The sequence below is a fragment of the Streptomyces vulcanius genome (assembly GCF_042653945.1).
Taxonomy (GTDB): Bacteria; Actinomycetota; Actinomycetes; order Streptomycetales; family Streptomycetaceae; genus Streptomyces; species Streptomyces mangrovi.
In genome coordinates, this window is record NZ_JBHSFK010000042.1 from 56,351 (window position 1) to 70,621 (window position 14,271).

The following is a 14,271-nucleotide window of genomic DNA, read 5'->3' on the forward strand; positions in this document are numbered from 1 at the left end:
CCCCTTCCCCAGCCCTGGGGCTACTGCCCGGACCACGCGGCGTTCCGGCTCCTTCCTGGGCCTACGCTGAACGTATGAGCAAGCAGAGCGGACGCGGGCGGGTCGCCGGACTTCCGGAGTGGGACCGCTGCGCGGTCATGGGAGTGGTCAATGTGACCCCCGACTCCTTCTCCGACGGCGGCCGCTGGTTCGACACGACGGCCGCCGTCAAGCACGGCCTCCAACTCGTCGCCGAGGGCGCGGACCTCGTCGACGTCGGCGGCGAGTCCACCCGCCCGGGCGCCGCCCGCGTCGACGAGGACGAGGAACTGCGCCGCGTCGTGCCGGTCGTGCGCGGCCTCGCCTCCGAGGGTGTGATCGTCTCCGTCGACACCATGCGCGCCTCCGTCGCCACCCGGGCCCTCGCGGCCGGCGCCACCCTCGTCAACGACGTCAGCGGCGGACTCGCCGACCCCGCGATGATTCCGGCCGTAGCCGACTCGGGCGCCCCCTTCGTCGTCATGCACTGGCGGGGCTTCCTGGAGGGCGTCACCATCAGGGGCGTCTACGACGACGTCGTCACCGAGGTCGTCGACGAACTCCACGCGCGCGTGGACGCCGTCCTCGCCGGCGGCGTCGCCCCCGACCGCATCGTCGTCGACCCCGGCCTCGGCTTCTCCAAGGAGGCCGACCACGATCTCGTCCTCCTCGCCCACCTCGACCGGCTGCACGCCCTGGGGCACCCCCTGCTCGTCGCCGCCTCCCGCAAGCGCTTCCTCGGCCGGGTCCTGGCCGACCCGCAGGGCGCGCCCCCGCCCGCCCGTGAACGCGACGCCGCCACCGCCGCCGTCTCCGCCCTCGCGGCACAGGCGGGCGCGTGGGCGGTGCGCGTCCACGAGGTACGGGCCACGGCGGACGCCGTACGGGTCGCCCGCGCCGTCGAGTGGGCACGCACCGAGGCGGACGGCGCGGGCGCGGCACAGGCCACCGGGGCCACCCGCCCCGGCGCACAGCACACGCCCGGCCCCCACGGCGCAGAAGGAGCCCGGTGAGCGCCCCGCACACCGACGTCGAACAGGTCGAGGCCGCCAACACCGCCTTCTACGAGGCGCTGGAGCAGGGGGACTTCGAAGGCGTCTCCGCGCTCTGGCTGACCCCGTCCGACCTGGGCGTGGACGAGGGATACCACGATCCGGCGGACACCGGCGTGGTCTCCTGCGTGCACCCCGGCTGGCCGGTTCTCACCGGCCGCGGCGAGGTGCTGCGGTCGTACGCCCTGATCATGGCGAACACCGACTACATCCAGTTCTTCCTGACCGACGTGCATGTCTCGGTGACGGGCGACACCGCCCTGGTGACCTGTACGGAGAACATCCTCAGCGGCGGCCCCGCGCCACGGGACGGCGAGGAACTCGGCCCGCTCGTGGGCCAGCTGGTGGTGGCCACGAACGTGTTCCGCCGCACACAGGACGGCTGGAAACTGTGGTCGCACCACGCCTCCCCGGTGCTCGCGGAGACCGACGAGGACGAGACGGACGAAGAAGAAGAAACCCCTACATGACCCCCCGGTGGCCCTGGTACGCCCCCCGCAGGGACCAAGAAGTGGTTGGAATCACGAACCCGCGGGTAGGGGCGGCTACCAACCCGTGAGCCACCGGGTTCCCCGGGGAAAACGCCCGGTGAAAACTCCGGGCGCGGGACCGGGCCAGCGCGTCCTGAACCGGGCGCTGTCAGTGCTCGCGGGTAGATTCGTTCGAGGCCGGGCCGCCGCCCGCACTCGGTACGGACCGGCCGAAACCGTCGACTGCAGGAGTGATTCGCGTGGATCGTGTCGCGCTGCGCGGCCTGAAGGCCCGCGGGTACCACGGGGTGTTCCCCAAGGAACGCGAGGAGGGCCAGACCTTCGTCGTGGACCTCGTCCTGGGCCTGGACACCCGCCCGGCCGCCGCCGCCGACGATCTGGCGAAGACCGTGCACTACGGCATCGTGGCGGAGGAGGTCGTGGCCGTCGTCGAGGGCGAGCCCGTCAGCCTCATAGAGACGCTCGCCGAGCGCATCGCCCAGGCCTGTCTGAAGCACGAGGGGGTAGACGAGGTCGAGGTCTGCGTCCACAAGCCGGACGCGCCCATCACCGTCCCCTTCGACGACGTGACCGTCACCATCACCCGGAGCCGAGTATGACCGCGTCCTTCACGGGGCACAGCGACCCGACCGTACAGCCGGTGCCCGCCTCCGTCGTGCAGCAAGTGGACGCCGCCGACGCGACCCTGCAGAACCCGAAACGAGCCGTGATCTCCCTCGGGTCGAACCTGGGCAACCGTCTGGAGACCCTCCAGGGCGCCATCGACGCCCTGGAGGACACCCCGGGCGTCCGCATCAAGGCCGTCTCCCCGGTCTACGAGACACAGCCGTGGGGCGTCGAGCCCGGCAGCCAGCCGGCGTACTTCAACGCGGTCGTGCTGCTGAAGACGACCCTGCCCCCGTCCTCCCTCCTGGAGCGCGCGCACGCCGTCGAGGAGGCCTTCCACCGCGTACGGGACGAGCGCTGGGGCGCGCGCACCCTCGACGTCGACATCGTGGCGTACGCCGACGTCGTGGACGACGACCCGCAGCTCACCCTCCCCCACCCCCGCGCCCACGAACGCGCGTTCGTGCTGGCGCCCTGGCACGACGTGGAGCCGGAGGCGCAGGTGCCCGGCCGCGGCACGGTGGCCGATCTGCTCGACGCGGTGACCCGCGAGAGCGTCACTCCCCGCAAGGACCTGGAACTCCACCTGCCCGAGTAGTCGTTAAGGTCAAGACGACCGTCGAGACGACCACTGTCCGCGGGAGGGCCGCGGACCGTGCGGGGGAGCTGAAGGATCACCGTGAGAGAACTGCACATCAGGGTGCTGGCCGGAGTGTTCGTGGTGGCCGGCGTCCTGTCCTGGGCGGGCGCCCGCCTCTGGAACTCGATCGGGACCCTGCCCAGCGTCCCGCTGGCCGCGCCCATCGTCCTCGCCCTGATCGCCGCGGTCCTGCTCTCCACGGCGCTCTCGCTGCGGGCCCGCCTCAAGGCCCAGCGCGAGCGCCGTCCCGAGGCCAAGGGCGTCGACCCGCTGATGGCGGCCCGCGCGGTCGTCTTCGGCCAGGCCAGCGCCCTGGTCGCCGCTCTCGTCTCCGGCATGTACGGCGGGACCGGGGTCTTCCTGCTGGAGTCCCTCGACATCCCCGCCCGCCGCGATCAGGCCATCTACGCCGGCTTCTCCGTCCTGGCCGGCATCGCCGTCATAGCGTCCGCCCTGTTCCTGGAGCGGGTCTGCAAGCTCCCGGAGGACGACGACCACGACAACGGCAACAACGGAGCGGCCTCGGCGGCCTGAATCACGTCAGCGGGCCAGTATCAGGCTCATCGCCTCGGCCCTGCTCGTGGCGTCCCTGAGCTGGCCCCGCACCGCCGACGTCGTGGTCTTGGCCCCCGGCTTGCGGATCCCGCGTACCGACATGCACATGTGCTCCGCCTCGATGACGACGATCACGCCCCGGGCCTCGAGGATGCGCATGAGGGAGTCCGCGACCTGCGTGGTGAGTCGTTCCTGCACCTGGAGGCGACGGGCGAACACCTCCACCAGTCGCGCCAGCTTGGACAGGCCGGTGATCTTGCCGGTGTCCGCCGGGATGTATCCGACGTGCGCCACGCCGTGGAACGGCAGCATGTGATGCTCGCACAGACTGACGATTTCAATGTCCTTCACCAGGACCATCTCGTCATGGCCGAGATCGAACGTCGTCGTCAGCACATCCTCGGGCGACTGTGTGAGCCCCACCAGAAGCTCCCGATACGCCCGCGCCACCCGCGCCGGAGTCTCCTTCAACCCCTCGCGGTCCGGGTCCTCACCGACCGCGATCAGAAGTTCACGTACGGCGTTCTCGGCACGCTTCTCGTCGAACTCCCCGATGGAGCCCTCTCCGTCCAGCGTCACGGGGTCGGTCATCTGGTGCCTCGTTCCTGTGCGGGTCGGCGCGTGCGGGCCACGCGCCTCAGCTGCGGGCATACCGAATCAGTCAGACGAAAATGCCGCGCCCCCCAGGCTAGAACCTGGGGGGCGCGGCATCCATTCCGGGCCTGGTGACCGGGACTCCGGGAGCCGGATCAGCTCTCGGGGCGGTCCTCCGGGGCGGGCTCGGCCACCGGGGCGGACTCCACCGGGGTGGACTTCGCGGTGGAGATCGCCGGCGCCGCGCCGTTGGCGCCGTTCGTCAGTGCCAGCTCCCTGGGGGAGAGCACCGGCGGACGGGTGGACGGCGTGCGACGGGAGGAACCCGTCCAGGCCGGACGCGGGGGACGCCTGTGGATGGTGGCGAAGATCTCGGCGATCTCCTCCTTGCCCAGCGTCTCCCTCTCCAGCAGCTGCAGGACCAGGTTGTCGAGGACGTCGCGGTTCTCGACCAGGATCTCCCAGGCCTCGTTGTGCGCGTTCTCGATGAGCTTCTTGACTTCCTCGTCCACCAGAGCGGCGACCTCTTCCGAGTAGTCGCGCTGGTGACCCATCTCACGTCCGAGGAAGGGCTCGGTGTTGTCGCCACCGAACTTGATGGCGCCGAGCCGCTCGGTCATGCCGTACTGCGTGACCATCGCGCGGGCCGTGGCGGTGGCCTTCTCGATGTCGTTCGCCGCGCCGGTGGTCGGGTCGTGGAAGACCAGTTCCTCCGCCGCGCGACCACCGAGCATGTAGGCCAGCTGGTCCAGCATCTCGTTGCGTGTGGTCGAGTACTTGTCCTCGTCCGGCAGGACCATCGTGTACCCGAGGGCACGGCCCCGGGACAGGATCGTGATCTTGTGGACCGGGTCGGAGTTCGGAGAAGCCGCCGCGACCAGGGCGTGACCGCCCTCGTGGTACGCGGTGATCTTCTTCTCCTTGTCCGACATGATCCGGGTCCGCTTCTGCGGGCCCGCGACCACACGGTCGATCGCCTCGTCCAGGCTGTGGTTGTCGATCAGCTTCTTGTCCGAGCGGGCCGTCAGCAGCGCGGCCTCGTTCAGCACGTTGGAGAGATCGGCACCCGTGAAGCCGGGGGTACGGCGGGCGACGGCGGACAGGTCGACGTCGGGCGCGACCGGCTTGCCCTTCTGGTGGACCTTGAGGATCTCCAGACGGCCCTGCATGTCCGGACGGTCGACCGCGATCTGGCGGTCGAAACGGCCAGGGCGCAGCAGAGCCGGGTCGAGGATGTCGGGCCGGTTCGTCGCGGCGATGAGAATCACACCGCCCTTGACGTCGAAGCCGTCCATCTCCACGAGCAGCTGGTTCAGCGTCTGCTCGCGCTCGTCGTGACCACCGCCGAGGCCGGCGCCGCGATGGCGGCCGACCGCGTCGATCTCGTCGACGAAGACGATCGCCGGAGCGTTCGCCTTGGCCTGCTCGAAGAGGTCACGGACCCGGGAGGCACCGACACCGACGAACATCTCGACGAAGTCGGAACCGGAGATCGAGTAGAAGGGGACGCCCGCCTCGCCGGCCACGGCACGCGCGAGGAGCGTCTTGCCGGTACCGGGCGGGCCGTACAGCAGTACGCCCTTGGGGATCTTTGCGCCGACGGCCTGGAACTTGGCCGGCTCCTGCAGGAACTCCTTGATCTCGTGGAGCTCCTCGACGGCCTCGTCCGAACCGGCGACGTCCGCGAACGTCGTCTTCGGGGTGTCCTTGGTGATGAGCTTCGCCTTGGACTTGCCGAAGTTCATGACGCGGGAGCCGCCGCCCTGCATCTGGTTCATCAGGAACAGGAAGACGACCACGATGAGGACGAAGGGGAGCAGGGACAGCAGAATCCCCACGAACGCGTTCTGTTTGGTCGGCGAGACCGTGTAGCCGTCCGGGATCTGCTTGTCCTGGAACTTGGTCTGCAGGGTGTTGGCAATGGTCACACCCTGGTCGCCGATGTAGCTCGCCTGGATCTTCGAGCTGTCCTTGATCTTTGTGCCGTCCTTGAGCGTGACCTTGATGGTCTGCTCGTCACCGGTGGTGAGCTTGGCCGACTTGACCTTGTTGTCGTTGATCGCCGCCACGACTTGGCCGGTGTCCACCGTCTTGTAGCCGCCGGACGAGCCGACGACCTGCATCAACACGACCACGGCAAGGACGGCCAGCACGATCCACATGACCGGCCCACGGAAGTATCGCTTCACGTCCATCCATACGGAGCGGTGTCGCCCCGTCCCTCCTGCCATAGTGAGTTTGATAAGACAGTTCTTCTGACGGTACCCCAGCATTGTGGCCCGAAGCCGCACGGGAGGGCTGACGAACCCGTCTGCATGCTCCAACGGCGCGAGGGCCGCCGGGGTTCCCGATTGTCCCTACGTGCTTGGGCCGCTCATGGTTCAGCCGCCGTAGACGTGGGGCGCGAGCGTACCGACGAACGGGAGGTTGCGGTACTTCTCGGCGTAGTCGAGACCGTAGCCGACGACGAACTCGTTGGGGATGTCGAAGCCGACCCATTCGACCTCGATGGCGACCTTGGCGGCGTCCGGCTTGCGCAGCAGCGTGCACACCTTCAGGGACGCCGGCTCGCGGGAGCCGAGGTTGGAGATCAGCCAGGACAGGGTCAGCCCGGAGTCGATGATGTCCTCGACGATCAGGACGTGCTTGCCCTTGATGTCGGTGTCGAGGTCCTTGAGGATCCGCACCACTCCGGAGGACTGGGTGCCCGCGCCGTACGACGACACGGCCATCCAGTCCATGGTGACGGGGGTGGACAGCGCCCGCGCGAGGTCGGCCATGACCATCACCGCGCCCTTGAGGACGCCGACGATGAGCAGGTCCTTGCCCGCGTACTCCGCGTCGATCTTCGCGGCCAGTTCGACCAGCTTCGCGTCGATCTCTTCCTTGGTGATGAGCACCTTCTCGAGGTCGGCACCCATGTCTTTCGCGTCCACCCGCATCACTTTCGGTCGTCCCACCGGCCGCCCGGACCCTCCGTACGGAGGTCGCGCATCAGCCTTGCCGGATCACCAGTCTGCCACCCTGCCGCTGGGCGACGACCTTGCCGGGGAGATTGATGGCCCCCTGGCCGCGCCAGCCGGTGATCAGCCGGTCGACCTCCTCGATGTGCCGGGCGAACAGCGAACCGGCCGGGGCGCCCGCCTCGATGGCCGCGCGGCGCAGGATGCGGCGACGCACGGCGGGTGGCAGGGCGTAGAGCTTGGCGCACTCCAGCAGTCCGGCGGCGTCCCGTACGGAGGTCTCGGCGCGGCGGGCCCAGGCGTCGAGGGCGTCGGCGTCGTCGCGGGAGAGCTGGGCCGTACGGGCGAGGGCCTCGACGACGCCCTTGCCGAGGGCCTTCTCCAGGGCGGGCAGTCCCTCGTGGCGCAGCCGGGAGCGGGTGTAGGCCGGGTCTGCGTTGTGGGGGTCGTCCCAGACGGGCAGGGACTGGACCATGCACGCCTTGCGGGCGGTCTGCCGGTCGACCTCGAGGAAGGGCCGTCGGTAACGGCCGCCGGCCCCCGAGACCGCGGCCATTCCGGACAGGGAGCGGGTGCCGGAGCCGCGGGCGAGGCCGAGCAGCACGGTTTCGGCCTGGTCGTCGCGGGTGTGGCCGAGCAGGACGGCGGCGGCGCCATGGCGTTCGAGGGCCGCGTCGAGGGCGGCGTAGCGGGCGTCGCGGGCGGCTGCCTCGGGGCCGCCCGCGCGGCCGACGGTCACGGCGGTGGACTCGACGGGGTCGAGTCCGAGTCCGCGCAGCCGCAGGGCTACCTCCTCGGCGCGCAGGTCGGAGCCGGGCTGCAGGCCGTGGTCGACGGTGACCGCGCCGGCCTTGACGCCGAGCCGGGGCGCCTCGAAGGCGAGGGCGGAGGCGAGCGCCATGGAGTCGGCGCCGCCGGAGCACGCCACGAGCACGAGCGGTGCGGGCGGGCGCTCGTGCGGGGCCACCGCCGCGGGGGCGGGGTCACGCGGGTGGTCGTTGAGGATGTCGTGGAGGGCGCGGCGGACCGCCAGGCGTATCGCCGCGACCGCAGGATGGGGACCCATGTCCGGTTCCCTTCATGAAATTTTCGGGGGGTGAAGCCAAGGTCGGTCACTCAGAGTGTGTAGATGGTGACAGAGCCGGGCCGTTCCCCGAGCATTGCACGCCTGCCGGGGGCTCACGGTCCCTCGGACGGGTGATTGAAGGGGCGTTCTCCTGCCGTCGGCCGGATCCGGGCCACGGCATCCGGCGCGGGTGTCACGACTCGGCCTTGCGGTGCACCCGTGCGACCCAGTCCGCCGGTTTGGCCATCTCGGCCTTGGTAGGGAGTGTGTTCGGAGAGGTCCAGACGCGGTTGAAGCCGTCCATGCCGACGTGTTCGACGACGGCCCGCACGAACCGCTCGCCGTCCTTGTACTGCTTGAGCTTGGCATCCAGGCCCAGCAGTCGGCGCAGGGCGATGTCGAGGCGGGAGGCGCCCTTGGCACGGCGCTGCTGGAACTTCTCGCGGATCTCGGAAACGGTCGGCACGACGGCTGGGCCGACGCCGTCCATCACGAAGTCGGCGTGGCCCTCCAGCAGGGACATCACGGCGGTGAGGCGGCCGAGGATCTCCCGCTGGGCGGGGCTCTGCACGAGTTCGACGAGGGAGCGTCCGCCGTCGTCCTCCTCGCCCTCGGGGCGGCCCCCGGCGAGGGACTGGGCGGCTTCCCTGATGCGCTCCAGGAAGGTCATGGGGTCGACGTCGGTCTCCCCGAGGAAAGACTGGATCTCGCCCTCGATGTGGTCGCGCAGCCAGGGCACCGCGGAGAACTGGGTGCGGTGCGTCTCCTCGTGCAGACAGACCCAGAGCCGGAAGTCGTGGGGGTTCACGTCGAGTTCGCGCTCCACGTGGACGATGTTCGGCGCGACCAGCAGCAGCCGTCCGCCGTTCTTCTCCCCCGCCGGGAGGTCGCGGGTGGCCGGGGCGAAGGTCTCGTACTGGCCGAGGACGCGGGACGACAGGAACGACAGCAGCATGCCGAGTTCGACGCCGGTGACCTTGCCGCCGACGGCACCGAGGACCGCGCCTCCGGGGGTGCTGCCGCGCCGCTCCTGCATCTTGTCGAGAAGGGGTTTGAGGATCTCCCGGAACCCGGCGACGTTGGCCCGGACCCAGCCGGGCCGGTCCACGACGAGAACCGGCGTGTCGTGGACGTCCTCGTCGTTGCCCATCCTGGTGAAGCCCCGCACGTGCTCCTCCGAGGCCTTGGCGTGCCGCCGCAGCTCGGCGACGATCGCGCGTGCCTCGTCACGGCTCACCTCGGGGCCCGGCCGCACCAGCCGGGTCGCGGTCGCCACCGCCAGATTCCAGTCGACCATCCCAGCAGATGCCGCTCCACCGATGCTCGTCATGCGTCAACCGTACGGGAGCCCCGCGTCAAGGGGCAGGCCGCTGGCCCCGGATCAGGGAGAGCTCAGGGTCACCCCCAGGACCGAAGCGGGGCGTGGTGCTATCGGCAGCCGCAACCCGCCAGGGTCGTCGCCGTTCTGTCCAGTGCCGTCTGGGCCGCCGTCGGGTCCGTGGTGTCGGCGGCCAGGAGCGCGAAGGCCAGCAGGCGGCCGTCCTGGTCGACGACCGTCCCGGCGAGGGTGTTCACGCCGGTCAGGGTCCCGGTCTTGGCGCGTACGACACCGGCGGCGCCGTCGGCGTAGCGGGTGCTGAGGGTGCCGGTGAAGCCTGCGACGGGGAGGCCGGTGAGGACGGATCGCAGTTCGGGGTGGGCGGGGTCGCCGGCCTCGACCAGCAGCGCGGTGAGAAGGTCCGCGGTGAGGCGGTCCCCGCGGTCGAGGCCGCTGCCGTCCTTGAAGGCGGTGCCGGCCACGGGCAGGCCGAGCTTCTTCAGCTGCGCCTGGACGGCCTTGCCGCCGCCCGCGAAGTCGGCGCGGACGCCGGTGGCGAGGGCGGTCTGCCGGGCGAGGGCCTCGGCGATGTCGTTGTCGCTGTTGGTGAGCATGCGTTCGACGAGGGCCGAGAGCGGGGGCGAGGTGACCGTGGCGAGCGTCGTCGCGCGCGTGGTGGCCTTCGAGGGGCCGGGGGCGGTGGTCCCGATCCCTTCGGCCTTCAGGAACTCCGCGAACTTCCGGGTGGCGTCGGCCGCCGGGTCGGTCACCCGGGCCACCGGGCCGCTCGTCGAGCCGTCGGTACGGGCCTCGTCGGCGGTCAGGGCGGTGACGGCGGCGAGGTTGGGGTTTACCCCGATGGGGTGAATTTCGGAGCCGGCGAAGAGGGTGGTGTCGTACGAGAGGGTCACGCTCGTGAGGCCGCGCTTCTTGAGGGCCTTGGCGGTCGTGGTGGCGAGGGTGCGCAGGCTCGCCCGGTCACCGGCGGCCGCGCGGGCGGTGAGGGTGGGGTCGCCGCCGCCGACGAGGACGACTTCCCTGGTGTCGGGTTCGAGGGCGGCCCGGGTGGTGAGACGGTGGTCGGCACCCATCGCGGAGAGCGCGGCGACCGCGGTGGCGATCTTCGTGGTGGAGGCGGGGGTGAGCGCCTGGTCCGCTCCGGCGCCGTAGAGCCGCTTGCCGGTGGCCACGTCGACGACGGCGGCGGTGTGGCGGCGGCCGAGCGCCGGGTCGGCCAGCAGACGGTCCAGGACGGTCTTGAGGGCCGTGGCGCTCGGGACGGTGTCCGGAGCGGCCTGCACGGCGCCGGCGGCACCGCCGAGGCCGGTGAGGACGGAGGGCGCGCTGGGCGCCGGGCGGGGTGCTCCGGCCGCCGTGCCGGACGGGTCGGACGTATCAGATCTACCGGCCTTTTGGGGCGAATCGCCCTTACGGCCGTGATCTACGCCACCCGTGCGTTCCAGGGCGGTGGCCCGGTCCCGCTCGGCCGTACGCTGACCGGTGGAGTCCCAGGGGCCGGCGGCGGTGACCACGCCGGCGGCCAGCGCCAGCCCGGCGGTCGCCGCACCCGCGGTGTACTGCCAGGACCTGGCGTTCGCTCCGGCCTTCGTGACCAGCGCGAGCCGCGGTCGCGCCGCCCGCGTCAGTCGTACGAGATGCGGCCCGGCGGCCGTCGCCACGCGCGCGAGGGAAGGCCGTACGATCCCTGCGACCCTTGCCAGACGTGGTCGTACGGTGTCCGCGATCCGCGCCACATGCGGTCTCGCGGCCCGCCAAGGCCTCAGTTCTGGCACGACCACCAGCCCCTTTCGCGATCACACACCTGCGTGAGGGACACTTAACCACCAGAACTATGTGCTGATCATGGAGGAGCGTCCGGTGGAGTTCGACGTCACGATCGAGATCCCGAAGGGTTCGCGCAACAAGTACGAGGTGGACCACGAGACCGGTCGGATCCGCCTGGACCGTCGACTCTTCACCTCGACCGCGTACCCGACCGACTACGGCTTCGTCGAGAACACCCTCGGCGAGGACGGCGACCCGCTGGACGCGCTGGTCATCCTGGACGAGCCGACCTTCCCGGGCTGCCTGATCCGCTGCCGCGCGATCGGCATGTTCCGGATGACGGACGAGGCCGGCGGCGACGACAAGCTGCTGTGCGTCCCGTCGACCGACCCGCGCGTGGAGCACCTGCGGGACATCCACCACGTGTCGGAGTTCGACCGCCTGGAGATCCAGCACTTCTTCGAGGTCTACAAGGACCTGGAGCCCGGCAAGTCCGTCGAGGGCGCCGACTGGGTGGGCCGTACCGACGCCGAGGCCGAGATCGAGCGGTCGTACAAGCGCTTCAAGGACCAGGGCGGCCACTGAGGCTCCCGCAGCGAAAGGGCCGCACGCGTACGCGTGCGGCCCTTTCGCGCGTCTGTGCGCATACTGAGGGCCACGAAAGGTGTCGTTCAGGGAGCTTGCTCAGTGACGGAGGCGGAGGACCGCAAGCCGCAGTCGGACGAGGCGAGGGGGGCCTACGACCCCGAGATAACCTCCGAGTTCGCCGTCCCGCGCGGCGTGGAGGTGGCGCCCGTCGGGGAGCCGGAGGGGTCGGCGTTCACTCCGCCGAGCACGTACAGCGCCCGCGCCGCCCCGGTCGCGTTCACCCCGGCCGAGGGCATACCGGTGGTCAGCCTGATCAAGGATCTGCCCTGGCAGGACCGGATGCGCACGATGCTGCGCATGCCGGTGGCCGAGCGGCCGGCGCCCGAACCGGTCCCCAAGGCGGAGGAGGGCGGTCCGGCCGTCCCGCGCGTGCTCGACCTGACGCTGCGCATCGGCGAACTGCTGCTGGCGGGCGGCGAGGGCGCGGAGGACGTGGAGGCCGCGATGTTCGCGGTCTGCCGGTCGTACGGCCTCGACCGCTGCGAGCCGAACGTCACCTTCACCCTGCTGTCGATCTCGTACCAGCCCTCCCTGGTGGAGGATCCGGTGACGGCGTCCCGGACGGTACGGCGCCGGGGCACCGACTACACGCGTCTGGCGGCCGTCTTCCGGCTCGTGGACGACCTGAGCGACCCGGAGACCCACTTCACCCTGGAGGAGGCCTACCGGCGGCTCGCGGAGATCCGCCGCAACCGGCACCCCTACCCGACCTGGGTGCTGACAGCGGCCAGCGGGCTGCTCGCGGGCGCGGCCTCGGTGCTGGTCGGCGGCGACCTGGTGGTGTTCGTCACCGCCGCGCTCGGCGCGATGCTGGGCGACCGGCTGGCCTGGCTGTGCGCGGGGCGCGGGCTGCCGGAGTTCTACCAGTTCCTGGTCGCCGCGATGCCGCCCGCCGCGCTGGGCGTCGCCCTGACGCTGGGGCACGTCGACGTGAAGGCGTCCGCGGTCATCACCGGTGGGCTGTTCGCGCTGCTGCCCGGGCGGGCGCTGGTGGCGGGCGCGCAGGACGGACTGACCGGGTTCTACATCACCGCCGCCGCGCGGCTCCTGGAGGTCCTGTACTTCTTCGTGGGCATCGTCGTGGGCGTCCTGGTGATGCTCTACGTCGGTGTCCAGCTCGGCGCCCATCTCAACCCCGACGCGGCCCTGGGGGTCACCAAGCGGCCCGTGTGGCAGATCGCGGCGTCGATACTGCTGTCACTGACCTTCGCGGTACTGCTCCAGCAGGAACGATCCACCGTGCTGGCCGTCAGCCTCAACGGGGGCGTGGCCTGGTCGGTGTACGGCGCGATGCACTACGCCGGCGAGATCTCGCCGGTGGCCTCCACGGCCGTCGCGGCGGGGGTGGTGGGCCTGTTCGGGCAGTTGCTGGCGCGGTACCGGTTCGCGTCGGCGCTGCCGTACACCACCGCGGCGATCGGGCCCCTGTTGCCGGGGTCGGCCACGTACTTCGGGCTGCTGGCCATCGCGCAGAACGAGCTCGACGCGGGGTTGGTGTCCTTGACCAAGGCCGCGGCGTTGGCGATGGCCATCGCCATCGGGGTCAACCTGGGATCGGAGGTGTCCCGGATGTTCCTGCGGATCGGGTCGTTGGAGAAACGGCGGGCCGCGAAGCGGACCCGCGGCTTCTAGTAACCCTGGTTCTGGTTGTACGGGTTGTGCTGCTGCGGGTACTGCTGCTGGCCGCCGTAGTTGCCGTTGCCGTAGGCCTGGTGCTGCGGCTGCTGCTGGCCGTAGTACTCGTCCTGCGGCGGCGGCCCGTCGACGCGGCGCAGCTGGGTCGTCGCGTCGTCCATGGCCGGGTACTGCTGCTCCCTCATCGCCGGGGGCTGCTGCCGCGGGGGGTTCTTCTTGGCCTGGGAGCGGGCCCTGAGGAACTCGATGATGATCGGGATCACCGAGACGAAGACGATCAGGATGAGGATCGCCTCGATGTTCTTCTCCACGAAGTCGATGTTGCCGAGCCAGGAGCCGAGCAGGGTGACACCCGCTCCCCAGAGGACGCCGCCGATGACGTTGAAGATCAGGAAGGAGCGGTACTTCATGCCGCTGACGCCGGCGATGATCGGCGTGAACGTGCGCACGATGGGCACGAAGCGGGCCAGGACCAGGGACTTCGGGCCGTACTTCTCGAAGAACTCGTGCGCCTTGGTGACGTTCTCCTGCTTGAAGAGGCGGGAGTCCGGGCGGTTGAAGAGGGACGGGCCCACCTTCTTGCCGAACATGTAACCCGCCTGGTCGCCCAGGATCGCCGCGACGCAGATCAGGGCCACCGCGCCCCACAGCGGGAAGTCCAGCTGGTCCGAGGTGATCAGCAGGCCCGCGGTGAACAGCAGGGAGTCACCGGGCAGGAAGAAGCCGATGAGCAGGCCGGACTCCGCGAAGACGATGAGCAGCAGTCCCCAGATGCCGAACGTGTCGAGCAGATGGTTGGGGTCCAGCCAGCTCGGTCCGAGGGCAAGAGTCGTCACGGTTCGGGGCTCCTGAGGGTGGAAGGCGGTCGGTGCGGCGAAAAGACCGCCCCAAGTTATCAAC

The 14,271-nt window shown here is 70.5% G+C and carries 14 protein-coding genes; 7 read left to right on the forward strand and 7 right to left on the reverse strand.

The genetic code is table 11. The features are described 5' to 3' along the window. The first annotated feature begins 74 nt into the window (after window positions 1–74). The 5 genes from folP to ACFPIH_RS43935 all read left to right on the forward strand — a co-directional run bounded on the left by folP (window position 75) and on the right by ACFPIH_RS43935 (window position 3,341). Complete coding sequence (gene folP, locus ACFPIH_RS43915; RefSeq protein ID WP_381184405.1) at window positions 75–1,031, forward strand: dihydropteroate synthase; 957 nt, start codon at window positions 75–77, stop codon at window positions 1,029–1,031. After that, window positions 1,028–1,540: a nuclear transport factor 2 family protein gene (locus tag ACFPIH_RS43920; protein WP_381184408.1), complete on the forward strand. Its 513-nt coding sequence runs from the start codon at window positions 1,028–1,030 to the stop codon at window positions 1,538–1,540. Before folP ends, ACFPIH_RS43920 begins: the two co-directional genes overlap by 4 nt. 260 nt (window positions 1,541–1,800) lie before the next feature. Next, window positions 1,801–2,160, forward strand: coding sequence for a dihydroneopterin aldolase (gene folB / locus ACFPIH_RS43925; protein WP_381184411.1), 360 nt, complete (start codon window positions 1,801–1,803; stop codon window positions 2,158–2,160). Continuing rightward, window positions 2,157–2,765 (forward strand): 2-amino-4-hydroxy-6-hydroxymethyldihydropteridine diphosphokinase, encoded by a 609-nt coding sequence (gene folK, locus ACFPIH_RS43930; RefSeq protein WP_381184414.1) that lies wholly within the window; start codon window positions 2,157–2,159, stop codon window positions 2,763–2,765. The genes folB and folK overlap by 4 nt, the downstream gene beginning before the upstream one ends. An 81-nt stretch (window positions 2,766–2,846) precedes the next feature. Continuing rightward, complete coding sequence (locus tag ACFPIH_RS43935) at window positions 2,847–3,341, forward strand: DUF3180 domain-containing protein (protein WP_381184417.1); 495 nt, start codon at window positions 2,847–2,849, stop codon at window positions 3,339–3,341. 6 nt (window positions 3,342–3,347) lie between these two features. On the opposite strand, the gene folE is transcribed toward ACFPIH_RS43935, so the two are convergent. From folE to dacB, 6 genes are all read right to left on the reverse strand, one after another. Further along, a complete protein-coding gene (gene folE / locus ACFPIH_RS43940; RefSeq protein WP_381184420.1) occupies window positions 3,348–3,953 on the reverse strand; it encodes a GTP cyclohydrolase I FolE in 606 nt (201 codons plus the stop codon). A 158-nt stretch (window positions 3,954–4,111) separates the two neighbouring features. Next, on the reverse strand, window positions 4,112–6,151 hold the full coding sequence (gene ftsH, locus ACFPIH_RS43945; RefSeq protein WP_381184423.1) for an ATP-dependent zinc metalloprotease FtsH: 2,040 nt from the start codon (window positions 6,149–6,151) through the stop codon (window positions 4,112–4,114). A 186-nt stretch (window positions 6,152–6,337) separates the two neighbouring features. Next, window positions 6,338–6,898 (reverse strand): hypoxanthine phosphoribosyltransferase, encoded by a 561-nt coding sequence (gene hpt, locus ACFPIH_RS43950; protein ID WP_381184535.1) that lies wholly within the window; start codon window positions 6,896–6,898, stop codon window positions 6,338–6,340. Between the two features lie 52 nt (window positions 6,899–6,950). Beyond that, the gene (gene tilS, locus ACFPIH_RS43955) at window positions 6,951–7,985 is read right to left on the reverse strand and encodes a tRNA lysidine(34) synthetase TilS (RefSeq protein WP_381184426.1); all 1,035 of its coding nucleotides are present in this window, start codon (window positions 7,983–7,985) and stop codon (window positions 6,951–6,953) included. A gap of 193 nt (window positions 7,986–8,178) precedes the next feature. Continuing rightward, complete coding sequence (locus tag ACFPIH_RS43960) at window positions 8,179–9,315, reverse strand: zinc-dependent metalloprotease (protein WP_381184429.1); 1,137 nt, start codon at window positions 9,313–9,315, stop codon at window positions 8,179–8,181. Window positions 9,316–9,413: 98 nt separating this feature from the next. Continuing rightward, entirely contained in the window at window positions 9,414–11,102 is a 1,689-nt protein-coding gene (gene dacB, locus ACFPIH_RS43965) for a D-alanyl-D-alanine carboxypeptidase/D-alanyl-D-alanine endopeptidase (RefSeq protein WP_381184432.1), read from the reverse strand. 79 nt (window positions 11,103–11,181) lie between these two features. Between dacB and ACFPIH_RS43970 the strand changes: the two genes are divergently transcribed. Both ACFPIH_RS43970 and ACFPIH_RS43975 read left to right on the forward strand, forming a co-directional pair. After that, the gene (locus tag ACFPIH_RS43970) at window positions 11,182–11,673 is read left to right on the forward strand and encodes an inorganic diphosphatase (protein WP_007452023.1); all 492 of its coding nucleotides are present in this window, start codon (window positions 11,182–11,184) and stop codon (window positions 11,671–11,673) included. Window positions 11,674–11,775: 102 nt separating this feature from the next. After that, window positions 11,776–13,368: a threonine/serine exporter family protein gene (locus ACFPIH_RS43975; RefSeq protein WP_381184435.1), complete on the forward strand. Its 1,593-nt coding sequence runs from the start codon at window positions 11,776–11,778 to the stop codon at window positions 13,366–13,368. Here ACFPIH_RS43975 and ACFPIH_RS43980 read toward each other — a convergent pair. Next, window positions 13,365–14,207: a DedA family protein gene (locus ACFPIH_RS43980; RefSeq protein ID WP_381184438.1), complete on the reverse strand. Its 843-nt coding sequence runs from the start codon at window positions 14,205–14,207 to the stop codon at window positions 13,365–13,367. The two genes, ACFPIH_RS43975 and ACFPIH_RS43980, sit on opposite strands and share 4 nt — an antisense overlap. Between the last annotated feature and the right edge of the window lie 64 nt (window positions 14,208–14,271).